Source organism: uncultured Parabacteroides sp. (genome assembly GCF_902493135.1).
Taxonomy (GTDB): domain Bacteria; phylum Bacteroidota; class Bacteroidia; order Bacteroidales; family Tannerellaceae; genus Parabacteroides.
Map to the genome: position 1 here is coordinate 1 of NZ_CABUOD010000016.1, position 23,866 is coordinate 23,866.

The window sequence follows — 23,866 nt, forward strand, 5'->3', positions numbered from 1 at the left end:
CGTTCAGCATGACGGTCAGGAAACCGTCGAGCACGTCGAAGTTGGCCTTCTGGCGCAACAGACGCTTGATGGCCCAATCAAAACGGATATACCTGTCCTGCAACTCTTTTCTTTCCATCTCTTCCATGATTTTCAGATCCGACTCTTCCTTTTTCATAGTTACTGTTTTTTTGTTTGTTATGTAATCCACAAATATACATATTATTTACGAACGGGAGGGCCGAACGGGAAGAATGTTTCGGATATTCATACTGTTTTTGCAGGATTCTCTATCACTCTATCACACTTCCTCTTGTAAGCATTGATAAACATAATGTGCGAGAGTGATACATGCCGGATTCATGTATCACTCTTGTATCACACCAGTGTCACACCCTATCGATGTCCGGGTGATAGATATAGCCTTTTTATCCTTGTCAAATGATTTAATTACATGGGGTTAGTATGGCAAAGTCCTGTACATCCGGGTGTAGCCGTCCCGTACATCCGGGTGTGGAGAGTGGCAACATCCGGGTGTAGAAAGCCGGAAGATGGGCATGTTTCTAAACATTTAAGCTATATAAGATAAAAAAGAGGATAACCCGTCACGGATTATCCTCTATATTATATTATCAAACCTTTTTCCGATTATTAGAGAGCGCCGACTTCTTTCAACGCTTCGTTTGTTTTGTGAACGGCTGCTGCACTCTTGGCGAAGAGTTCTTTTTCTTCGGCTGTCAGTTCCAGTTCAACGATCTTTTCGATACCGTTCTTACCTAAGATGACAGGAACGCCGATGCAAAGATCAGATTCTCCGTATTCACCTTCCAGATAAACAGAACAAGGAATCATCTTGCCTTGGTTGTGGATGATAGATTCAACAACGAATGCTCCTGCAGCACCCGGTGCGTACCATGCGGAAGTACCCAACAGCTTAGTCAGTGTTGCACCGCCAACCATAGTGGAAGCGACAACTTCCTGCAGTTTCTCTGCGCTCAGCAATTTGCTTACAGGAATACCTTTGTAAGTGGCCAGACGAGCCAACGGGATCATAGTCGTGTCACCGTGACCGCCGATAACCATGCCTTCGACTTCGTTGGCATTGCAACCTAAAGCCTGAGACAGGAAATATTTGAAACGAGAGCTATCCAAAGCGCCGCCCATACCGATGATACGGTTTTTCGGCAGGCCCAGCGACTTCAATGACAGGTAAGTCATGGTATCCATCGGGTTGGAGATCACTACCAGGATTGCGTTCGGAGAATATTTCAGGATGTTCTGAGCCACGCTCTTCACGATACCAGCGTTAACACCGATCAATTCTTCGCGAGTCATGCCCGGTTTACGGGGAATACCTGAAGTGATGACAACAACGTCAGAGTTAGCTGTTTTTTCGTAGTCGTTTGTGCAACCTGTAACTGTAGTATCGAAACCGAGCAGTTGAGCAGTCTGCATCATATCCATTGCTTTACCTTCGGAAACACCTTCCTTAACGTCAAGCATTACAACTTCGTCTGCCACTTCATTGAAGGCAAGAACATTTGCGCAAGTAGCACCTACATTACCGGCGCCAACAACTGTTACTTTAGACATAATAATAAGTTTTATATGTTTTACTTATGATAATACTTCCATCTCTCTTAAAAGCGAGACAAAGGTACAACCTATTACGAAATAAAGAAATATTTCCGTAAACAATTTGCGCCTCTCTTGATTAAATTTATGATTCATACCTTTTCTCACTCCACATAGAGAACCAGCCCCTTCAAATATTCCCCTTCCGGGTGGTAGATGTTGACCGGATGGTCGGCGGGTTGTGTCAGTTGGTGCAGGATGCGGACACTGCGGCCGGACTGGGCGGCGGCGCTGAATACGGCCAGGCGGAAGTTTTCCTTGCTTACCACCTGCGAGCAGGAGAAGGTGAACAGGATGCCTCCCGGTTTGATCTTTTCGAAAGCGATGGCATTCAGTTTGCGGTAACCCTGCAAGGCGTTGCGCAATACGTTTTTATGTTTGGCGAAAGCGGGCGGGTCCAGAATGATGAGGTCGTAGTTGCTTCCCATCTTTTCGAGATACTTGAAAGCGTCTTCGGCATAAGCCTCATGGCGCGGATCGCCCGGAAAGTTCAGTTCCACGTTCTTGTTGGTCAGCGAGATCGCTTTGGCAGAGCTGTCGACCGAGTGAACGACCTTGGCGCCTCCGCGCATGGCGTAGAACGAGAACCCGCCGGTGTAGCAGAACATGTTCAGTACGGAACGCCCTTTGGCATAGCGTTCCAGCAACGAACGGTTTTCACGCTGGTCGACAAAGAAACCTGTCTTTTGCCCTTTTTGCCAGTCGACGCAGAATTGCAAGCCGTTTTCAAGTGCGATGTCCTCCACTTCGCCGCCGTACAGGTAGCCGTCTTCGCTGCCCAGGTTGGCCTTGTAAGGCAAGGTCGCTTCCGATTTGTAATATATATTCTGTAAAGAATCTCCCAACACGGCTTTCAAGGCTTCGGCAATCTGGTGGCGGGCATAGTGCATGCCGACGGAATGCGCCTGCATGACGGCGGTGTGGGCATACATGTCGATGACCAGCCCCGGAAGATTATCCCCTTCACCGTGCACCAACCGGTAGGTATTGTTGTTCTCCACTCCGGCAAGCTCCAGTGCCCGGCGCAGTGTGTAAGCGATACGGATGCGTTCTTCCCAGAAAGCGGCATCGATCGTGACCGGGTTGAAAGATAAGATGCGTACGGCGATACTGCCTATCTGATAATGTCCGATACCCAGGAAACGCCCGTTCGTCCCATACACTTCTACCAAGTCGCCTTCTTCCGGTTCGCCTTCGATCGTCTGGATGGCGCCGGAGAATACCCACGGATGGAAACGCAGCAACGATTCCTCTTTTTTCGGTTTGAGAAATACTTTACACTCCTTCATTTATATCTGTTTCAATTGATTGTATATTTTCAGGCAGGCCCATGCGTCGAGGGCCGCATATTTTTTCTGCGCATCGCTGAGGACATCGGCATCCCAGTTGCTCAGACGCTGTCCCTTCGAGATCTTCTTGTTGAACAGGATGGCGTATATCTTTTGCAGGCTGGCGTCTTCGATGCCGAACTGTCCGACGTAGTTCTGCAAGTCCAGGAAATTGGCGGGCTGTATGTCCGTGCGTTTGCGCATCGCCCCGAAATCGTCACGTAGCGAAAGGCCGATCTTCAGCACCTTTCCGTTTGACAGAAATCCTTCGAGAACTTCCGGGATGTCGATCCGGTTCAGGCGGAACAGGAAACAAGTATCGTCGGTCGAAATCTGCATAAGCGATATTTTGAACCGTTGTCCTTTCTTGAAGCTCGGGCGGGTTTCCGTGTCGAACCCGACAGACTGGAATTCGGAAAGGTAGCTGACTGCTTTCTCCGCATCTCTCAATGTGTCGATCACGATGATCCGTCCGGCAAATTCCTCTAAGGGAAGTCCGGATATTGCTTCTTTTGTTATCGAATGTGTATATTGTTGTGTCATTCTTCTTCGTCGGTTTCTAAAAGCCCTTCATCGCTGTATCGCACGGCGTGGAGCGCTTTCAATGCATTTAATAATTGTTGTCCCCAGAATTCGCGGAAGTTTTTACGGCACAAAACGATTGCTTCGAGCATCACTTCTTCATTGCCCTGGCGGAACAAAGAGATGAAGTTGCCCGTATCCTGGTAAACATCGGCCAGATTCTCCGAGATAAAGGCGGCGATCGGCGTGTCGCTGTATTGCATGTCCGGATGGAACGTCTCGAGGTAGGAGTCTTTCTCTCCGAGCAATCCGGCGATCCGGTTGCGGACCGATTCGTACATTTCTTCCGTGACAGTCAACTCCGGTTCTGCATCTTCGTCTTCTTCCGTTTCGGGCAGAAGGGTGGCTTTCAGATACAGCAACGGCAAGATCTTGACCGCCTTATCCAAAAAGTCGAAAAGCCCGCTATTGCCGGCATTCTCGACAAACGTACAAAATTCCAGTGCAACGGTTACAAATTCCAGCGTGTTGCGTTCGTATATCGGGTTGTTTTCTTTTTCCATGCGAATGATCTTTGTAGATACCTTGCGTTTATAACTTGCAAAAGTAACAATTTTTTCTTTGTAAAGCTAATAAGGATTCTGACTTTAGTCGGTATTTATTTGTAATCCCGGCGGCGATTACGGAATGAAGGGTGAAAAACTGTTTTTTTCTGATAGCTTCGAAAGAATTAGATGCAGTTGCCGGGGGAAAATGCGAATGTCGTAGGGAACTTGAAATTTTCTATGTACATTTGCGAGTTGTAAATTTAATTGTGTAATGGCTAAAAAGACGACTGCAAAACAAAATACGAATAACGGGGAAAGTAAATTTAAAGGGATTCGGAATTTCTTTACCAGCGAGCGGACCCGTTTTATTACCGGATTAGTTATTTCCATTGTTACCATATATGTCGGTCTGGCATTGATTTCGTTTTTCTTTACGGGAGGCGCGGATCAGAGCAAGATCGAGAATGTCCCGTTGTCGGATTTGGTGATCAATCGTGGATCGGTAGAGAACTGGACGGGCGTGCGCGGGGCTTTCCTTGCCGATTTGCTGATGAACCGGTGGTTTGGGATTTCTTCTTTCCTGATCCTGTTTTTCCTCGGTTCGGTCGGGGCGAAGCTAATGAACCTGAGCCGGGTGTCGTTGCTGAAACGTTTCCTGTTCAGTGCGGCCATGCTGATATGGGGATCGTTGTTCTTTGCTTTTATCTTTATCCGCGGATATGAAGATACATTTATTTATTTGGGCGGTCAGCACGGATATTATTTGTCGGAGGTGATGATGAATAATATCGGGATACCGGGTACGGTCCTGCTGCTGGTCGGCCTGTTTCTGATTATTGCGATCTTCACGAGTAAACGGACGATTCCGTTCCTGCAAAATGTCTTCTCTTTCGGATGGTTGAAGAACCGTTTGAGACGGGAAAAGAATGAAACGACGGAAGTGCCGGGAGAGGAAAAAGAGGAGGAAGGGGAAACGGATGTCTATGTTCCGGTTGAAAAAACGGCGGCAATTCCTCAGCCTGCTGCATATCGCGAGACAATGGAAGAGGCCGTCGAACCGGACGAATATGTTTTCGATACGGAAACCGAGATGCGGAAAGCCGAAGAAGAAAAGAAAAGGCCGGTAGAAAAGGAGAGTCCGCAAAAGAATGATTTTGAATTTGAAGTAGCCAGGGGAGATGATCCGGTTGTCGAGGCATCCGTCGACGGTGGTACGACCTTTGAAGTGGAAGTGCCGGAAGACGAAGAAACTTTCGATCAGTCCCAATTGGGTAAATATGATCCGCGCCTGGACTTGTCCCGCTATATGTTCCCGACGCTCGACCTGCTGAAATTTTACGATTCGGGCAATGTCGAGGTGAACCGCGAGGAATTGGAAGAGAACCAGCAGATGATCAAGCAGACGTTGGAGGATTTCGGCATCAATATCGCCTCTATCAAGGCGACGGTCGGACCGACGGTCACGCTTTATGAGATCATCCCGGAAGCCGGTGTGCGTATTTCCAAGATCAAGAACCTGGAAGATGACATCGCTTTGAGCCTTTCAGCCTTGCAGATCCGTATTATCGCGCCGATGCCGGGTAAGGGAACGATCGGGATCGAGGTCCCGAACAATAAACCGCAGACTGTTTCGATGCAGTCGGTGGTCGCTTCGCGCAAATTCCAGGAATGTTCGTATGATTTGCCGGTGGCGATCGGAAAGACGATTGTCAACGAGGTGTTCATGTTCGACTTGTGCAAGACTCCCCACCTGTTGGTGGCCGGTGCGACCGGACAAGGTAAATCGGTCGGCTTGAATGCGATAATCACGTCTCTGCTGTATAAGAAGCATCCGGCCGAACTGAAGTTCGTGATGGTCGATCCCAAACAGGTGGAATTTAGTATCTACTCGAAGATCGAACGTCATTATCTGGCGAAATTGCCGAATGCCGACAAGCCGATCGTGACGGAGCCGGGCGATGCGGTGGCGACCTTGAATTCCTTGGTGATCGAGATGGAAAACCGTTATAAGTTGCTGGTGGAGGCTTCGGCACGTAATATAAAGGAATATAATGAGAAGTTCATTTCACGCCGTCTGAACCCGGAGAAAGGACATCGGTTCTTGCCCTATATCGTTGCAATCGTCGATGAGTTTGCCGACCTGATCGCGACCTCGGGCAAAGAGATCGAGTTGCCGATCTCGCGTATCGCGGCTAAGGCCCGTGCCGTCGGTATCCACATGATCCTGGCAACCCAGCGGCCGGACACGAAAGTGATCACTGGTACGATCAAGAGTAACTTCCCGAGCCGTATCGCGTTTAAGGTGATGTCGCAGATCGACTCCCGCACGATTCTGGATACTCCGGGTGCCAACCGTCTGATCGGTAAGGGCGATATGCTGATCCTGATTACCGGAAGCAGCGAGCCGACGCGTGTCCAGTGTGCTTTTGTCGATACGCCGGAAGTGGAAGATATCGTGAACTATGTCGGTGCGCAAGTGGCTTATCCGACGGCTTACCTGTTGCCTGAATATGTAGGTGAAGGCGGTGAGTCCTCTTCGGCCGGGTCGGTGGATCTGTCGGATCGCGACCCGTTGTTCGACGAAGCTGCCCGTCTGATCGTGATCCAGCAACAGGGCTCGACTTCGCTTATCCAGCGAAAGTTCGCAATCGGTTACAACCGTGCAGGCCGCCTGATGGACCAGTTGGAAGCGGCAGGCATTGTCGGTCCTTTCGAAGGCAGCAAAGCCCGTCAGGTCTTGATCCAGGACGAATACGGCTTGGAACAGTTGTTGAATTCATTGAAATAAGAGATAAATCAGGATAATGAAGATGAACATGAAAAGAGAAAATAAAATAAAAGTTTGTCGCTTTTTGGTGGTCGCTTTCCTGTGCCTCTGGGCTGTATCCGGTATGAGAGCATTGGCGCAGAATGCCGCTTCCATTCTGGATAAGGCCGCGTCCGTTTATGAGGATTCCAACGGCTTGACTGCTTATTTTACGATGCAGACGCGGTCGGATGTGCAGAAAGTATCGGAGAGTTTTGACGGCACGGTCGATATCAAAGGCGATAAATTCGTACTGAAGACTCCTGACATGATCACTTGGTTCGACGGAACGACACAATGGTCGTTTGTCGAGCGCAACGGGGAAGTCAACGTCTCCACCCCGACCGGTGAAGAGTTGCAGGCTACGAATCCGGCCCTGTTGCTCCGTTCCTATAAAAAAGGTTTTACTGCTAAATATAAGGGTGAGAGCACGGCTCCGAATGGCAAAGCCGCTTACGACATCGAGCTGATTCCCAGAAAGAAAAGCGATATCGTACGGGTGGAACTCCAGATAGAGAAGTTTTCCGGTCTTCCGGTGTCAATCGCCGTTTTTTCAAAGAATGGAATCAGCAGTACGATCCGTCTCAGTAAAATGAAAACGGGAGTAAACCAACCGGATAGCTATTTTGTTTTTAACGAGAAAGACTATCCCGATGCTGAAATCGTGGACCTTAGATGATGGGATATTAAAAATTAAGAATTAAAAAATAAGATGATGAATACAACTCAGAATGAAAAAGTCCGTTGCCTGATTATCGGTTCGGGCCCGGCCGGTTATACTGCGGCTATCTATGCTTCACGTGCAAATCTGTCTCCTGTTCTCTATGAAGGCATTCAGCCTGGCGGACAGCTAACGACTACGACCGAAGTTGAGAATTTCCCCGGTTATCCTGAAGGTGTTACCGGTACGGAACTGATGGAAGACTTGAAACAGCAGGCTGCCCGCTTCGGTGCGGATATCCGCATCGGCATTGCGACTGAAACGGATTTGTCTGCCGCTCCCTATAAAGTGACGATCGACGGCGAGAAGGTGATCGAGACGGAAACGCTGATCATCTCGACCGGAGCGACTGCCAAATATTTAGGATTGCCGGATGAGCAGAAATATGCCGGAATGGGTGTCTCGGCTTGTGCGACCTGCGACGGTTTCTTCTATCGCAAGAAAGTGGTGGCTGTCGTCGGCGGTGGCGATACGGCTTGTGAAGAAGCGCTTTATCTGTCCAGCTTGGCGAAACAGGTGTATCTGATTGTCCGCAAACCTTATTTGCGTGCATCGAAAGTCATGCAGGAACGTGTCCTGAACACTCCGAATATCACGGTCTTGTTCGAGCATAACACGATCGGCCTTTTCGGTGAAGACGGTGTCGAAGGTGCACATTTGGTAAAACGTATGGGTGAACCGGACGAAGAAAAGGTGGATATCGCAATCGACGGTTTCTTCCTGGCTATCGGCCATACTCCGAACTCCAAGATATTCAAACCCTGGGTAGAAACAGACGAGATCGGCTATATCAAGACGGTTCCGGGCACGCCGAAAACAAGAGTGCCGGGGGTATTTGCTGCCGGTGACGTGGCTGACCCGCATTATCGCCAAGCTATTACGGCTGCCGGTAGCGGTTGCGCGGCTGCAATCGAGGCGGAACGTTATTTGTCAGAGATTGGAAAATAATCCTTTACTTTTGGCTTGATCCGAAAATAACATATAAACTACTACATTATGAAACACTTGAAACTCTTTCTCCTTTTTCTTTTGTGCGTGCTGGTGGCGGTTCCCGTGTCGGCTAAAAGGAAGACAAAGGTGATTGCCCATCGCGGTTATTGGAAAACGGAAGGTTCCGCCCAAAACTCCATTCGTTCGTTGGAACGGGCGAATGAGATCAAAGTCTATGGTTCCGAGTTCGACGTGCACCTGACCGCAGACAATGTCCCGGTCGTGTTCCACGATAGCAAGATTCAGGGTAAGCATATCCAGACGACTCCCTATGCGGAACTGAAAGACCTGAAACTCCCGAATGGCGAAACGCTTCCGACATTGGAGCAGTATTTGGACAGGGCGAAGAAGCTGAAAAAGACCAAGCTGATCTTCGAATTGAAATCCCATGCAACTCCCCAGCGGGATCGGGAAGCGGCAAAGATTGCAGTCGACATGGTGAACGGCAAGAAATTGACGAAGCGCACCGAATATATCGCTTTCAGCCTGGAAGCTGCAAAGGAGCTGCATCGCCTGTCCCCGAAGACGCCGGTCTACTACCTGAACGGCGACTTGTCTCCGAAACAGTTGAAAGAACTCGGTTTTGCCGGTCTCGATTATAATTATAAGGTCATGCAGAAACATCCCGAATGGTTTGCCGAAGCAAAAGACCTGAAACTGAAAATCAATGTCTGGACGGTCGATGATCCTCAGGTGATGAAAGAAATGATTGAAAATGGCGTGGACTTCCTTACAACAGATTATCCCGTAGAAGCGCAAAAAGCAGTACATTTGTACCGCTGAATAAATGTGTGAAATGAGAAAGTATTGCCTGTCGTTATTGCTCCTGTTACTGATATCGGTTTCGAATGCGGTCGAACCTCCCAAGCGCGAGATTCGAGGTGTATGGCTGACAACCGTTTATGGTCTGGACTGGCCGCACAAGCCGGCAACGACGGAGGCAGGACGGAAGATGCAACAACGCGACGTCTGCGACATTCTGGACCGTTTGCAGGATGCGAATTTCAATACCGTTTTTTTGCAGGTCCGTTTGCGGGGCGACGTCATCTGGCGCTCGGCTATTGAACCGGCAAGCAAGACTTTCTCCGGAAAATACGGAACGATGCCGGGCTATGATCCGTTGGCTTTCGTGGTCGACGAGTGCCACAAACGCGGGATGGAATGCCACGCCTGGTTCGTTACTTTCCCGCTGGGAACGGACAAAAGCGTGAAAGAGAAGGGGAAACTCTCCGTTGTCAAGCGTCAGCCGAAACTATGCAAGCGTCATAACGGCGAGTGGTATCTGGACCCCGGCGTTCCCGGAACTTCCGACTATATATTGTCTTTAGTGAAAGAGCTGGTGAACGGATACGATATCGACGGTATCCATTTTGATTATATCCGTTATCCGGAACAAGCAAAATCCTTTCCCGATAAGGCGTTATACAATAAATACGGCAAGAAGCGCCCGTTGGCGGAATGGCGTCGGGAGAATATCAATAAGATGGTTTACCGCATTTACGACTATGTCAAATCGGTAAAGCCCTGGGTGCAGGTCAGCAGTTCGCCCCTCGGAAAATATAACCGCATCGAACGTGTCCCTAACGCCGGATGGACGGCCTACGAAAGCGTCTTCCAGGATCCGAAAATGTGGATGCAGAATGGGAAGCAGGATATGATCGTCCCGATGATGTATTACCTGCATGATAACTTTTTCCCGTTTGTCGACAATTGGGTCGATAATTGCAACGGACGCCTTGTGGTTCCGGGATTGGGCGCATACCGGATGTTGAAAGAAGAGGCGGACTGGACCGTCAACGACATCACGGACCAGATCGACTACAGCCGTTACTACGGAGGGGCCGGCTGCGCGTTTTTCCGTTGTGCGAACATCCTCGACAATACGAAAGGGTTGTACGACGAGTTGAAAGATAAATATTATAAATATCCGGCACAGCTTCCGCCTTTGTCATGGTTGGACGATACGGTTCCCGCCGCCCCGGAAGAGATACGGGTGGAAAAGGAAGGGAGCGAGTTGAAGCTCTTCTGGCAGAAACCGGATTCGGAAAAGGATGTGTTGACTTATACCGTCTATTATTCGCTGACGGATTCGATAGACCCGGCATCCGCCCGGAATATCCTGATGACGGGAATCCGGGATACTTCCATCTATCTGCCTGTCGATACGGCTTCGGAGCGGGGATATACGTTTTCCGTTTCATCTTCCACCCGCTACCATATCGAAAGTGCGCTATCGAAAGAAACCTATTATTATCTTTCATCCTTCCCTAAATGATCTTTTCTCTTTCCTTTTCCGATTATTTGCCGGAATACAGTATCTTTGTGCGTTTTCAGGAAAAATATTTCATCCGGAATGCAGCGTTTCGGATCATCTGAACATCATAATAAATGTATGGCCCTGGAAAGGGCATGAAGGCACACATTAAATGACGGAGAAACAACTGATAGAGGGTTGTAAGAATGGGGAAAGGCTGGCTCAGAAGGAGCTGTACGAAACGTATTCCCGTAAAATGATGGGGGTTTGTCTGCGTTATGTTAGCGACAGGGAGACTGCCCGTGATTTGCTGCAGGATGGTTTTGTAAAAGTCTTCACCGGCATGGACTCTTATTCGGGGATCGGGTCATTTGAAGGGTGGATGCGAAAGATCTTTGTCAATTGTGCGTTGGAGTATTTGCGCAAATCGGATGTCTTGCGTGAGGCTACCGATCTGGATAATACTGCGGAGTTGATCCACCCGGACAGTTCCGCGATATCCGATATGTCGGCAGTCGAGTTGATGAAATTGGTGCAGGAGCTTCCTGCCGGTTTTCGAACAGTGTTCAACTTGTTTGCAATAGAAGGTTATTCGCATAAGGAGATCAGCGAGATGATGAATATAACGGAGAGCACGTCCCGGTCGCAGTTTACGCGTGCCAAACAATTATTGCAACGCAGGATTAATGAATTGTATTGAGTAAAAAGAAATGAAGGATAAGGAAAGAGATACATTTGACGATTTGTTCCGTTCGAAGCTGCAGGACTTCGAAGCGGATACGATGCCGGGCGATTGGAAAGCGATAGCTGACCGCCTCGCAGCTAAAAAGTCTGTCCCTTTCCGGAGGACTTTACGCTATTGGGCGGCGGCAGCCGTTATTTCTTTATTAGTTGTGACGGGTGGGGTTTATGTCTCTAACCACGACCGGGAACATCTGCCTGTAGCCGAAACGATCCAGCAAGAAACCGAGGTTGTAGAGAGCCGGCTGGCTGAACAGTCCGAGCCGGTGATACCTGCAGTTACAGCTTCCGCTCCTGTTAACCGGGTGGCAAAACGTGTCGTTGCGCAAGTTGCGGCCGCTACTGCATTCCGGTCGGACATAACGGAAGACGACGTTGTCCTTTCGGCGGAAGACAAGGACGCTGTCGCAGTGGTTGCTTCCGAAGCAGCTGAAGTAGCCGAGGTAACCGAGGTGGCGGAAACGACCGAGACGGCAATGCCGACGGAAACGCACTCTTTACTCGCGGATGCAGCGCCAGTGGAAAAAGAAGAAAAGAAAACGCGGGCAAAAAGATGGAGTTTTGGTATGGGAGGCGGCAGCGTGAGTGCCGGGACATCCAATTCTTTGAATACTTATGCCTTGAAGAATACGTTGATGACAGATCAGGAGTTGTTGCAATTGAATTCCCCGTATTTCAATAACCAATCTCCGAAAACGAATATTCGCCATAAGACACCGGTTTCGGTCGGATTGGGCGTCAGTTATTCTTTGAATGATCGTTTTTCCCTTCAATCCGGTTTGAACTATACACTCCTCTCTTCCGAATGGGAGACTGGGGCTATATATCATGGCGAAACGAAGCAGAAGTTGCATTTTATAGGAATCCCTCTTTCTTTGTCTTATAAGATTGCAGAATGGAGACGTATTCAATTTTATGCAGCGGCGGGTGGCATGACCGAGGTCAATGTTGCCGGCAAGCTGAATGCCAAAATATTTGTGGAAGACAATGAAATCCGTCACGAGAAGAAGCATATCCGTATGAAAGAATGGATGTGGTCTGTGAATGCCCGTGCCGGTGCCAGCTATCCGTTGCTCCGTTTCTTGAGTGTTTATGCGGAGGTGGGAGCCGGTTATTATTTCGATAACGGAAGCGATATCGAGACGATCCGTTCCGAGAAACCGTTTAATGTGAATTTGCAGGCGGGTTTCCGTTTCGGCTTTTGAGTAAGAACAAATAAATAATAAATAATTTATAATTAAAGAACAGTAAAAATGAAGAAACTTAAAGTTTTAGGATTGGCAGCAATCGCTGCAGGCATGTTTTCGTTAACCTCTTGTTTGGATGGCGGCGGTAATCAACAGACGATTCCGGGGATATATGCAATAGTGGATTATTCTTCTTCGATGAAAACACTGATTTATCCTGTCGGTTATCCTTACACTTCTATTCCTCTGTATATCTCGTCAATTGCAAACGATCCGACGTATAGTTCTGGAGATTGTATAGTAGCTAATGTACAGATTGATTATGATTCACCGGATAATGCAAATGTCTCTACTAATGGTTTTTATGTGGCGACAGGAATAGCATCGTCACCATTCGCTAAATATAATTTGAATTTTTCGTCTTTAGATTCAACGGCATTGGATAATGAATTGCTCTTATCTGACTGTGGAACAGGATTATTGATGTCTAATAACTATAAGAGAATCATTGCTGTCCCTGCTTTTGCTTCTGTGTTGACGGATCAGAAGAACAGTTACGTAATAACTATGGACTATGATCAGGAGCCGGAAACAGTGGATGGAACAGAACGTGTTTATACATTATGTGTACGTGCTCAAAAGAAGGAAGAAGGAAAAGCTCCCACTATGAGCAATGCGATAGATCCGATCGCTATTGAAGGTGGTCAATTTTATTCCATGTTGAAAAGTAAAGAATCGGCAGCAGGGAAAAAGAGTGTAAATTATCGTGTGAAGTATCCGTTGACATTCAACTCGGATTCGACAAAGATCGCGACTTGGGGATATTCTGAGATTTCTCAATTCTTGATTGAGGAAACTACAAATTGATATCTATAAATAAGTGAGAATAGATAGGCATCGGATGGAAAACGGACAAGCACCGGATTTCTATTCGATGCTTGTTTGTTTTTTAGCCAATGCCTTTCAGTTGTAATTAATCTTCAGGCTTTTGCCGTATAAACCTTTTTTCGTACCTTTGTGCGTTTCCTCCATTAAGAGAGGGAGATAAATACGACTTCAAATTTGTTATGGAAATGAGAAAAACAGTATTATATGGCGTTTGGACCTTTTGTTTGGTTGTGTTGAGTTCTTGTTTGGGAGATCCGGCCACCCAGTTGACGATGGCAAATCAGGCTGGGGTCGTGGTGACCGGATACGGACCGGGTAAAGCTATTTATACCAAGGGAGACGTTGTGGTTTCTTCGGAAGATTTCCAGAATGCCAATGTGGAAAACGGAGAATGTATTTTGTTTGATTATTCCATCGATTATGGGACTGCAAACAATATGGGGACAGGAACGGATACCAGTTATATCGAGGCGGTTATCTATGAGAATACGATCTCGGAGGTCAATCGTTGGAACTTCTATAATACATTGACCGATACTTCCAGCGTTGCAAAGGACGAACTGTTGCTTTCTTCCCTCCAGGCGCGTTCCGCTTATATCAGAGGCAATTTGTTCCTGTTCACGGAGATAAGCAATCACCCGGCAAACCAAGTGGACAGTTTCTCTTTGTCCTATAATTCGGATAAATTGTTGGGAGACGATAATATTTATAGCCTCTACCTCCGCACTATCAGAATCAAGGCGGACACGACAAGAGGCGAGGCGATGATTATTCCTTGTGCGTTTAATATCGAAGATCTGGTGAAAAAGGCGGAAAAGAATCATTCGGATGAACTGAAGTTCCGGATTAACTATGCATATTCGTTCGGGAAGGATTCTGCATCGATAAACTGGAAAAGTTCCGACGTGTTTACAATAGACTTGACAGGAAAAGGCAAATAAAATGATAAATAGCAAACGAGCGTATTGAAAAATGTATAAAGAGATATTTAAATTGGTTGTAGCCATCATCTCCCAGCCGGGAAAGGCGTGGGATATTCTGACGAGAAAAGAAGAAAAGGACGATGAGTTTTTATCCCGGTTTGTGTATCCCCTCATCGGATTCGTTACGGTTGCTGCTTTTTTAGGCGTGCTGTTCACTCGGAAGGAGTTTGATGTCGAACTGGCGTTGAAGTCGTCTATCCGGACATTAGTCGCTGCGTTCGGCGGCTTTTATCTGGCTTCCTATTTGCTGAATGAGATTTGGCAGGGATGGTTCAAACGGGAGAAGGATATGAAACTGTGTCAACGCTTTGTCGGCTATTCGTCTTCGCTGATGTTTGCATTGAACATCGTGTTGATGTTGCTTCCGGAGTTTTTCTTTTTGCGTATATTCGTGTTATATACATTTTATATCGTATGGGAAGGGGCCGGCCCTTATATGCAGGTGGAGGAGAAGATACGCCTGAAGTTTGTCGGGACCGCGACCGGTCTGATTTTGCTGACGCCCTGGTTGATCGAGGTCATTCTTTCCATGCTGATGCCCGGTTTACGTTTTTGATAGAAGAATAAGATGAAAGAGAAGATTAGTAATAACATACAGATAAAGAACAAGCGGGCGACTTTCGATTATGAGTTGCTCGACACGTTTACGGCAGGGATCGTGCTGACCGGTACGGAGATCAAATCGATCCGTCTGGGAAAGGCGAGTCTGGTCGATACGTTTTGTATTGTGGAGAAGGGTGAATTGTGGGTGAAGAATATGTATGTGGCAGAATATTTCTACGGGACATACAATAACCATACGGCTCGCCGTGACCGCAAGCTGTTGCTGACTAAAAAGGAATTGCGGAAGATTGAAAGCGCTGCCCGCAATAATGGCTTTACAATTATTCCGACACGTCTTTTTATTAATGATAAAGGACTGGCCAAAGTCGTTGTGGCTATCGCCAAAGGTAAGAAGGAATATGACAAACGCGACTCTATCAAGGAACGGGACGACCGCCGGGAGATGGATCGTGCATTTAAACGGTAACGAACCTTTATGGATAAAGAAATATTTTTGAATCTCCTGAAAGAACGCATTTTGATTCTGGACGGAGGAATGGGTACGATGGTCCAAGGCTTTAAACTGACCGAGAAGGACTATCGCGGAGAACAGTTTGCCGATTGGACGAGCGACCTGAAAGGAAATAACGACCTGTTGTGCATCACCCGGCCGGATGTGATCAAATCGATCCACCGTCAGTATCTGGATGCCGGTGCCGATATTTTTGCTACCAACACTTTCAATGCCAACGCCATCTCGATGGAAGATTACGGCATGCAGGGACAGGTACGGAATATCAATCTGGCTGCCGGAAAGTTGGCGCGCGAGGTGGCCGACGGTTTCATGACGGAACATCCGGATCGCACGATTTTTGTTGCCGGTTCCATCGGCCCGACCAATAAGACGGCCTCGATGAGTCCCGACGTGGGCGATCCGGCTTACCGGGCTGTCACCTATATGGATTTGTATGACGCCTATAAGGAACAGGTGGACGCTTTGGTAGACGGGGGCGTGGATATCGTCCTGTTTGAAACGACTTTCGACACGCTGAATGTGAAAGCCGGACTGGAAGCCGCCGAGACCGTGCTGAAGGAAAAAGGCAAGGATTTGCCGATTATGCTTTCTCTGACGTTGTCTGCCCAGGGGGGACGTACGTTTTCCGGACAGACGTTGCTTGCGTTTTTGGCTTCCGTCGGGCATACCAATATAGTCAGTGTCGGCCTGAACTGCTCTTTCGGTGCTGCCGATATGAAACCTTACCTGGCTGAACTGGCTAAACATGCTCCTTATTATATAAGTGCTTATCCGAATGCCGGCCTGCCGAACAGTTTCGGCTCCTATGACGAGACGCCGGAAAAGATGGCTGTCCATGTAAAACCCTTTATCGACGAAGGGCTGGTGAATATCTTGGGTGGCTGTTGCGGTACGACGCCGGCCCATATCGCCAAATATCCCGAATTGGTGAAAGGGGCCAAGCCGCATGTACCGGCTCCGAGGCCCGATTGTCTTTGGTTGTCCGGTCTGGAGTTGCTGGAAGTAAAGCCGGAGAATAATTTCGTGAATGTCGGTGAACGATGCAATGTGGCCGGTTCACGTAAGTTCTTGCGCCTGATCAAGGAGGAAAATTATGAAGAGGCTTTGACGATTGCTCGCAAGCAGGTGGAAGACGGTGCGCAGGTGATCGATATCAATATGGACGACGGAATGTTGGATGCCGTGAAGGAGATGACGACTTTCCTGAACCTGATCGCTTCCGAGCCCGATATTTCCCGTGTTCCCGTGATGATCGACTCTTCCAAATGGGAGGTGATCGAAAAAGGCTTGATGTGCGTGCAGGGTAAAAGCATCGTGAATTCGATTTCTTTGAAAGAAGGCGAAGAGGTATTCCTGCAACATGCCGCCCGCATCAAACAGCTGGGGGCGGCTACGGTCGTAATGGCTTTTGATGAAAAAGGACAGGCCGACACGTTCGAACGGAAGGTCGAGGTTTGCGGACGCGCTTACCGTCTCCTTCGGGAGAAAGTCGATTTCGATCCGAACGGAATTATTTTCGATCCGAATGTGCTGGCTATCGCTACCGGTATGGAAGAACATAACGGGTACGGACTTGACTTTATCCGTGCCGTGGAATGGATAAAGAAGAACCTGCCGGGGGCGAAGGTGAGCGGCGGTGTCAGCAATCTTTCCTTTTCTTTCCGTGGAAATAATTATGTACGGGAGGCCATGCATTCCGTATTCCTGTATCATGCGATTAACAAAGGCATGGACATGGGGATCGTGAACCCGTCGTCGTCCGTACTCTATGAAGATATCGAACCGGCTTTCCGTACGTTGTTGGAAGACGTCATTCTGGCGCGCCGTCCGGAAGCTGCTGAAGAGCTGATCACATATGCCCAGAACCTGCATGTGAAAGTGCAGGAGGGTGGAGAGGAAAAGCAGGAGGTCTGGCGTGAATATCCGTTGAAGGAGCGTTTGGAATATGCTCTGATAAAAGGGGTCGGCGATCATTTGGAAGAAGATTTGCAGGAAGCCTTGAAGGAATACCCGCGTGCGGTGGATATTATCGACGGACCGTTGATGGGGGGGATGAATAAGGTCGGCGAATTGTTCGGCGCCGGAAAAATGTTCCTGCCACAGGTTGTCAAGACTGCTCGCACGATGAAAAAGGCCGTTGCCATCCTGCAACCGGCAATCGAGGCGGAAAAGGTCTCATCTGATTCTGCTAAGGCGGGGAAGGTCCTGTTTGCGACCGTGAAAGGCGATGTGCATGACATCGGAAAGAATATTGTTTCGATTGTCCTGGCTTGCAACAATTATGAGGTGGTCGATTTGGGGGTGATGGTTCCGGCGGACGTGATCGTAAAAAAAGCAATCGAAGAAAAGCCCGACCTGGTCTGTCTTTCCGGTCTGATCACGCCTTCGCTCGAAGAGATGGTACATGTGACGGACGAGATGCAGAAAGCCGGCCTGAGCATTCCCATAATGGTGGGCGGCGCCACGACTTCGAAGTTGCATACGGCCATTAAGATCGCTCCGCATTATGACTATCCGGTCATTCATGTGCTGGACGCCTCGCAAAACCCGTTGATTGCGGCCAAACTGTTGAACCCGGATACGCGCGATGCTTATGTGGCCCAGTTGAACAGTGAGTATGAAGCTCTGCGTGCCTCTGTGAATAAGAAAAAAGAGATACTGGTCCCGTTGGCGGAAGCCCGGACGAATCGTCCGGTGATCGACTGGGCTTCTTATAATCCGGTCGTTCCGGCCCGGAGCGGGGTACAGGTGATTCCTTCTATTCCTTTGGAGGAAATAATCCCATATATCCATTGGACCTTCTTCTTTAGCGCTTGGAAACTGAACGGGCGTTTTTCGGAAATTACGCAAGTCCACAGTTGCGATGCTTGTCGTGCCGCCTGGCTGGCCGAATTTCCGGAAGCGGACCGTGCAAAGGCGTCGGAGGCTATGCAGTTATATAAGGATGCCGTTAAGTTGCTGGATCGTCTGGTCGAGATGAAAGCCGAGTATTGCAAGGCGGTTTATGGCTTCTTCCCGGCGAATGGTGACGGAGATAATATCCGGATAGGAGAAGTCTTGCTTCCTGTTTTGCGCCAACAGGCGAAGAAAGAGGAAGGCATCTATAAGTCGCTGGCCGATTATGTGATGCCGTTATCGGAAGGACGTACGGATTATGTCGGCGCTTTCGTGGTGACGGCCGGTGCCGGCGCCGAATCTCTGAAAGAACGGTTCGAGCAGGAGGGAGATACCTATAATTCCATGTTGTTGCAAACCCTGACCGATCGTCTGGCCGAGGCTACGGCCGAATATCTCCATGAAAAGGTCCGTAAGGAATATTGGGGATATGCTCCGGATGAATCGCTTTCCATCTCCGACCTGTATAAAGTGAAATATCAGGGAATACGTCCGGCTATCGGTTATCCTTCATTGCCGGACCAGCTTTTGAACTATACGTTGGATAAGTTGTTAAATATGTCACAGATCGGTGTCCGGTTGACGGAAAACGGCGCTATGTACCCAACGGCGACGGTGAGCGGCATTTATATTGCACATCCGGATTCCCAATATTTCATGATCGGTAATATTGATGAAGAACAGATGAAAGATTATGCCCGTCGCCGGAATCTGTCGGAAGCGGAAGTGAAGAAGTTATTGAATAAAAATATTTCAAATTGAAATATATACGCTGGATAGTCTTGTCTCTCCTTCTGGCCGGTATCTGGTGCGCCATGCGTTCGCCGGATATGGGAGAGGCGTATGCCCGGAATGTATATCCCTATATATCGGGTGCTTTGTCCTGTTTTTCTTCTCTATTTTCTTTTTCGATAGGTGATTGCCTGATATACGGTAGTATGGCCGGTTTGCTTGCTTATCTGGTTTATGCCATTGTGAAGAAACGTTCCTGGCGGGCGACAGCCGGACGGATGATCGAATATTTGTTGTGGATATATGTCTGGTTTTATCTGGCTTGGGGATTGAATTATTTCAGGAAAGACTTTTTTACACGGACGGAAATCCCGTATGCGGCTTATTCAGCCGACGCTTTCCGTTCGTTCTTATTTACTTATACAGATTCGTTGAATGCGTCCTTTGCGCCTGTCGAAAAAATAGATAAGGCCCTCGTCGCAGAGGAAGTGAAAAAGGGATATCATGAAATTGCCGGGCGTTTCTCTTTAGTCAGTCCTGCCGGGTATTTGCATCCGAAGCCGATGTTAATGCCCTTTTTGATGAGTGGAGTGGGGGTATTGGGGTATATGGGACCATTTTTTACCGAATATAATCTGAACCCTGATCTGCTCCCGGTCCAGTATCCGTTTACTTATGCACATGAAATGGCGCATGTATTGGGAGTTTCCAGTGAGGCGGAAGCGAATTTGTATGGTTTTCTCGTCTGTTCCCGTTCCGGAGTGCCGGAAATCCGGTTTTCGGCTTATTTTGCTTTGTTGCCTTATGTGTTGAGCAATGCCTACGGCTTATTGTCGGAAGAGGAGTTTAATGAATGGAAAGAGACGATCTCCCCCGAAGTAAAAGATCTTTACAACCGGAAAGTCGCTTACTGGGAGAATTTGTACAGCCCGTTTATAGGCGAGATCCAGAGTACCGTTTACAACTGGTTCCTGAAAGGAAACAACATCCCCTCCGGCCGGAAGAATTATTCGGAAGTGGTGGCATTATTGATGGCGCTGGGAAATACGTCCGGAGAGATTTGATACCTTGTGGTTCCCATATTGCCTAATTCGAATTAAATCACTACCTTTGCGGCAATTTTTGAGAAGATAGATAAATATAACGCATATGAGTAAGAAATTTGCCGAATACTCGAAATTTGACTTGTCGAACGTCAATAAAGAGGTGCTGAAGAAATGGCAGGATGGCGACATCTTCCATAAGAGTCTTGAAATCCGCGAAGGACATCCCTCGTTTGTCTTTTATGAAGGTCCTCCTTCTGCAAACGGTATGCCCGGTATTCACCATGTGATTGCCCGTTCGATTAAGGATATTTTCTGCCGTTATAAGACCATGAAAGGATATCTTGTCAACCGTAAGGCGGGATGGGATACACACGGACTTCCGGTAGAGCTGGGAGTTGAAAAAACATTGGGTATCACCAAGGAAGATATCGGCAAAAAGATCTCTGTGGCCGAATATAATGCCGCCTGCCGCCGCGACGTGATGAAGTTCACGAAGGAATGGACGGATCTGACACAGAAGATGGGATATTGGGTCGACCTTGAAAACCCGTATATCACTTACGACAACCGTTATATCGAAACATTGTGGTACCTGCTGAAGGAACTGTATAAGAAAGGATTGCTTTACAAAGGGTACACGATCCAGCCGTATTCGCCGGCTGCCGGAACGGGGCTTAGCTCGCATGAGTTGAACCAGCCGGGCTGCTATCGTGACGTGAAGGATACGACTTGTACGGCCCAGTTCCGCATTCTCGATCCGAAACCGGAGATGGCGGAGTTCGGCGAACCGTTCTTCCTGGCATGGACGACTACTCCGTGGACATTGCCTTCCAACACGGCTCTTTGCGTAGGCCCGAATTTTACTTATGTGGCTGTCCAGACTTATAATCCGTACACGGGCATGCCGATGACGGCTGTTTTGGCTAAGGACTTGTTGAATGTGTATTTCAATCCGAAAGCAGCTGATATGGCTCTGGCCGATTATAAACCGGGCGACAAACTGGTGCCGTTCAAAGTGGTCGGCGAATGGAAAGGTCCGGAACTGGCCGGCATGCGCTACGAGCAACTGATCCCGTGGGTCAATCCGGGCGAAGGCGCTTTCCGGGTAATCACCGGCGACTATGTGACGGTTGAAGATGGTACGGGTATCGTACATATCGCTCCGACTTTCGGTGCGGATGACGACCGTGTGGCAAAAGCAAGCGGCGTACCTCCTTTGATGATGATCGACAAAGACGGGAACCGCCGTCCGATGGTCGATATGACAGGTAAGTTCTATCTGTTGGAAGACCTCGATCCCGAATATGTACAGGAGCACATGAATGCGGCCGACTACGACCCGTGGCAGGGTAAGTTCGTGAAGAACGCTTATGATGCGACCAAAGGCGAAAAAGACGAAACGCTGGATATCGAAATCTGCATGATGCTGAAAGCGCAGAACCGTGTGTTCCGCATCGAGAAGCATGTGCACAACTATCCGCATTGTTGGCGTACGGACAAGCCTGTGTTGTACTATCCGCTGGATAGCTGGTTTATCCGCACGACCGCTTGCCGCGAACGGATGATCGAACTGAACAATACGATCAACTGGAAACCGCAGAGCACCGGCACGGGACGTTTCGGCAAATGGTTGGAAAACCTTCAGGACTGGAACCTGAGCCGTAGTCGCTACTGGGGAACGCCGTTGCCTATCTGGCGTACCGAAGACGGGGCGGAAGAAATCTGCATCGGTTCGGTTGAAGAACTGTACAATGAAATTGAGAAATCCGTAAAAGCCGGGCTGATGGAGTCCAACCCGTATAAGGAATTGAAATTCCAACCGGGCGAATATACGAAGGAAAACTACGAAAAGATCGACCTGCACCGTCCGTATGTGGATGATGTGATCCTGGTTTCCGAAAGCGGTAAGCCGATGAAGCGCGAGACCGACCTGATCGACGTATGGTTCGATTCCGGCGCGATGCCTTATGCTCAGATTCATTATCCGTTTGAGAACAAGGAAATCTTCGACGACCGCAAGGTTTATCCGGCCGATTTCATCGCCGAAGGCGTCGACCAGACACGCGGATGGTTCTTCACTTTACATGCGATCGCTACGATGGTATTCGATAGCGTGTCGTATAAAGCCGTCGTTTCGAACGGCTTGGTGCTGGACAAGAATGGCAACAAGATGTCCAAACGCCTGGGCAACGCCGTCGATCCGTTCGCCACGATCGAACAGTACGGTTCCGATCCTTTGCGCTGGTACATGATTACGAATGCCTCTCCGTGGGATAACATCAAGTTTGATATCGACGGTATCGAAGAAGTTCGCCGCAAGTTCTTCGGTACATTATATAATACATATTCGTTCTTCGCCTTGTATGCGAATGTGGACGGTTTCGATTATTCCGAACCGGATGTGGATTGGAAAGAACGTCCCGAAATCGACCGTTGGATTCTGTCGTTGCTGAATTCGTTGGTAAAGGATGTGGATGGATTCCTGGATACATACGAACCGACCCGTGCCGGACGTGCGATCTCCGATTTCGTAAACGATAACCTGAGTAACTGGTATGTGCGCCTGAACCGCCGCCGTTTCTGGGGTGGAGGCATGACGACCGACAAGTTGTCCGCTTACCAGACTTTGTACACCTGTCTGGAAACGGTTGCCAAGTTGATGGCTCCGATCGCGCCGTTCTATGCAGACCGGTTGTTCTGTGACCTGATCGCCGCTACCGGACGCGAAAAGGTTGAATCTGTCCACCTGTCCGAATTCCCGGTTTGCAATGAGGCAATGATCGACAAGGACCTGGAAGAACGTATGCAGATGGCTCAGGATGTGTCTTCTATGGTGCTGGCTTTGCGCCGTAAGGTGAACATCAAGGTGCGTCAGCCGCTTCAAACCATCATGGTCCCGGTTGTGGATGCCCACCAGCAGGAAAGCATCGAAGCCGTGAAAGCGCTGATCTTGAACGAGGTCAATGTGAAGGAACTGAAGTTTGTCGATAATGCCGCCGGTATTTTAGTGAAGAAGATCAAGCCGGACTTCAAGAAGCTGGGCCCGCGTTACGGCAAGATCATGAAGGCATTGGCCGCCGCTATCCAGGCGATGAGCCAGGACGAAATCAATGCGTTCGAGAATGCCGGAACGTTCACGCTGACCGTCGAAGGACAGGAGGCGATGATCGAACGTGCAGACGTCGAAATCATCTCCGAAGACATACCGGGCTGGTTGGTTGCGAACGAAGGCCGCTTGACGGTGGCGCTGGATATCACCGTGACGGAAAAACTCCGCAAGGAAGGACTGGCGCGTGAGTTGGTAAACCGTATCCAGAACCTGCGTAAGAGCAGCGGTTATGACATCACCGACAAAATATCCGTCACTGTCCTTTCGAACGATGGGATGGACGAGGCGATCAAGGACTTCAATTCCTATATCGCAAACCAGGTGTTGGCTGTATCAGTGGAAATTACGGATGTGATCAGCGACGCGACCGAGATGGATTTCGAAGACTTCAAGCTTTCGGTCCGGATCGAAAAAGCATAAATAT

Annotated in this window: 18 protein-coding genes; 14 read left to right on the forward strand and 4 right to left on the reverse strand. The window is 48.7% G+C overall.

Translation table 11 applies throughout. The annotated features are described in order from the left end of the window. Positions 1 to 630: 630 nt before the first annotated feature. From mdh to RDN79_RS09100, 4 genes are all read right to left on the reverse strand, one after another. Positions 631 to 1,572, reverse strand: coding sequence for a malate dehydrogenase (gene mdh / locus RDN79_RS09085; RefSeq protein WP_298551075.1), 942 nt, complete (start codon positions 1,570 to 1,572; stop codon positions 631 to 633). A gap of 146 nt (positions 1,573 to 1,718) precedes the next feature. Beyond that, complete coding sequence (locus RDN79_RS09090) at positions 1,719 to 2,903, reverse strand: class I SAM-dependent rRNA methyltransferase (protein WP_298551077.1); 1,185 nt, start codon at positions 2,901 to 2,903, stop codon at positions 1,719 to 1,721. Continuing rightward, positions 2,904 to 3,485: a 3'-5' exonuclease gene (locus tag RDN79_RS09095; RefSeq protein WP_298551079.1), complete on the reverse strand. Its 582-nt coding sequence runs from the start codon at positions 3,483 to 3,485 to the stop codon at positions 2,904 to 2,906. Continuing rightward, positions 3,482 to 4,027 carry a DUF5063 domain-containing protein gene (locus RDN79_RS09100; RefSeq protein WP_298551081.1) on the reverse strand — a complete coding sequence of 182 codons (546 nt, stop codon included), beginning with the start codon at positions 4,025 to 4,027 and terminating at the stop codon, positions 3,482 to 3,484. Before RDN79_RS09100 ends, RDN79_RS09095 begins: the two co-directional genes overlap by 4 nt. Positions 4,028 to 4,283: 256 nt before the next feature. Between RDN79_RS09100 and RDN79_RS09105 the strand changes: the two genes are divergently transcribed. From RDN79_RS09105 to ileS, 14 genes are all read left to right on the forward strand, one after another. Then, positions 4,284 to 6,800 (forward strand): DNA translocase FtsK, encoded by a 2,517-nt coding sequence (locus RDN79_RS09105; RefSeq protein WP_298551083.1) that lies wholly within the window; start codon positions 4,284 to 4,286, stop codon positions 6,798 to 6,800. 28 nt (positions 6,801 to 6,828) lie between these two features. After that, entirely contained in the window at positions 6,829 to 7,497 is a 669-nt protein-coding gene (locus RDN79_RS09110) for a LolA-like putative outer membrane lipoprotein chaperone (RefSeq protein WP_298551085.1), read from the forward strand. A gap of 36 nt (positions 7,498 to 7,533) precedes the next feature. Further along, positions 7,534 to 8,487, forward strand: coding sequence for a thioredoxin-disulfide reductase (trxB, locus tag RDN79_RS09115; RefSeq protein WP_298551210.1), 954 nt, complete (start codon positions 7,534 to 7,536; stop codon positions 8,485 to 8,487). 48 nt (positions 8,488 to 8,535) lie between these two features. Further along, positions 8,536 to 9,312: a glycerophosphodiester phosphodiesterase family protein gene (locus RDN79_RS09120; RefSeq protein WP_298551087.1), complete on the forward strand. Its 777-nt coding sequence runs from the start codon at positions 8,536 to 8,538 to the stop codon at positions 9,310 to 9,312. A gap of 13 nt (positions 9,313 to 9,325) precedes the next feature. After that, positions 9,326 to 10,804 (forward strand): glycoside hydrolase family 10 protein, encoded by a 1,479-nt coding sequence (locus RDN79_RS09125; protein ID WP_298551089.1) that lies wholly within the window; start codon positions 9,326 to 9,328, stop codon positions 10,802 to 10,804. 151 nt (positions 10,805 to 10,955) lie between these two features. Continuing rightward, positions 10,956 to 11,483 (forward strand): RNA polymerase sigma factor, encoded by a 528-nt coding sequence (locus tag RDN79_RS09130; RefSeq protein ID WP_298551091.1) that lies wholly within the window; start codon positions 10,956 to 10,958, stop codon positions 11,481 to 11,483. Positions 11,484 to 11,493: 10 nt separating this feature from the next. Next, the gene (locus tag RDN79_RS09135; protein WP_298551093.1) at positions 11,494 to 12,729 is read left to right on the forward strand and encodes a porin family protein; all 1,236 of its coding nucleotides are present in this window, start codon (positions 11,494 to 11,496) and stop codon (positions 12,727 to 12,729) included. Between the two features lie 48 nt (positions 12,730 to 12,777). Then, a complete protein-coding gene (locus tag RDN79_RS09140; RefSeq protein ID WP_298551095.1) occupies positions 12,778 to 13,578 on the forward strand; it encodes a hypothetical protein in 801 nt (266 codons plus the stop codon). A 206-nt stretch (positions 13,579 to 13,784) separates the two neighbouring features. Next, positions 13,785 to 14,540, forward strand: a complete 756-nt coding sequence (locus tag RDN79_RS09145) for a hypothetical protein (protein ID WP_298551097.1) — start codon at positions 13,785 to 13,787, stop codon at positions 14,538 to 14,540. Between the two features lie 31 nt (positions 14,541 to 14,571). Then, positions 14,572 to 15,138, forward strand: coding sequence for a YIP1 family protein (locus RDN79_RS09150; RefSeq protein WP_005641535.1), 567 nt, complete (start codon positions 14,572 to 14,574; stop codon positions 15,136 to 15,138). A gap of 12 nt (positions 15,139 to 15,150) precedes the next feature. Continuing rightward, positions 15,151 to 15,612: an SsrA-binding protein gene (smpB, locus tag RDN79_RS09155; protein WP_005641532.1), complete on the forward strand. Its 462-nt coding sequence runs from the start codon at positions 15,151 to 15,153 to the stop codon at positions 15,610 to 15,612. A gap of 9 nt (positions 15,613 to 15,621) precedes the next feature. Continuing rightward, positions 15,622 to 19,317, forward strand: a complete 3,696-nt coding sequence (gene metH, locus RDN79_RS09160; RefSeq protein WP_298551101.1) for a methionine synthase — start codon at positions 15,622 to 15,624, stop codon at positions 19,315 to 19,317. Continuing rightward, positions 19,314 to 20,351: a DUF3810 domain-containing protein gene (locus RDN79_RS09165; protein WP_298551103.1), complete on the forward strand. Its 1,038-nt coding sequence runs from the start codon at positions 19,314 to 19,316 to the stop codon at positions 20,349 to 20,351. The genes metH and RDN79_RS09165 overlap by 4 nt, the downstream gene beginning before the upstream one ends. A gap of 85 nt (positions 20,352 to 20,436) precedes the next feature. Continuing rightward, a complete protein-coding gene (gene ileS, locus RDN79_RS09170) occupies positions 20,437 to 23,862 on the forward strand; it encodes an isoleucine--tRNA ligase (RefSeq protein WP_298551105.1) in 3,426 nt (1,141 codons plus the stop codon). Positions 23,863 to 23,866: the final 4 nt, after the last annotated feature.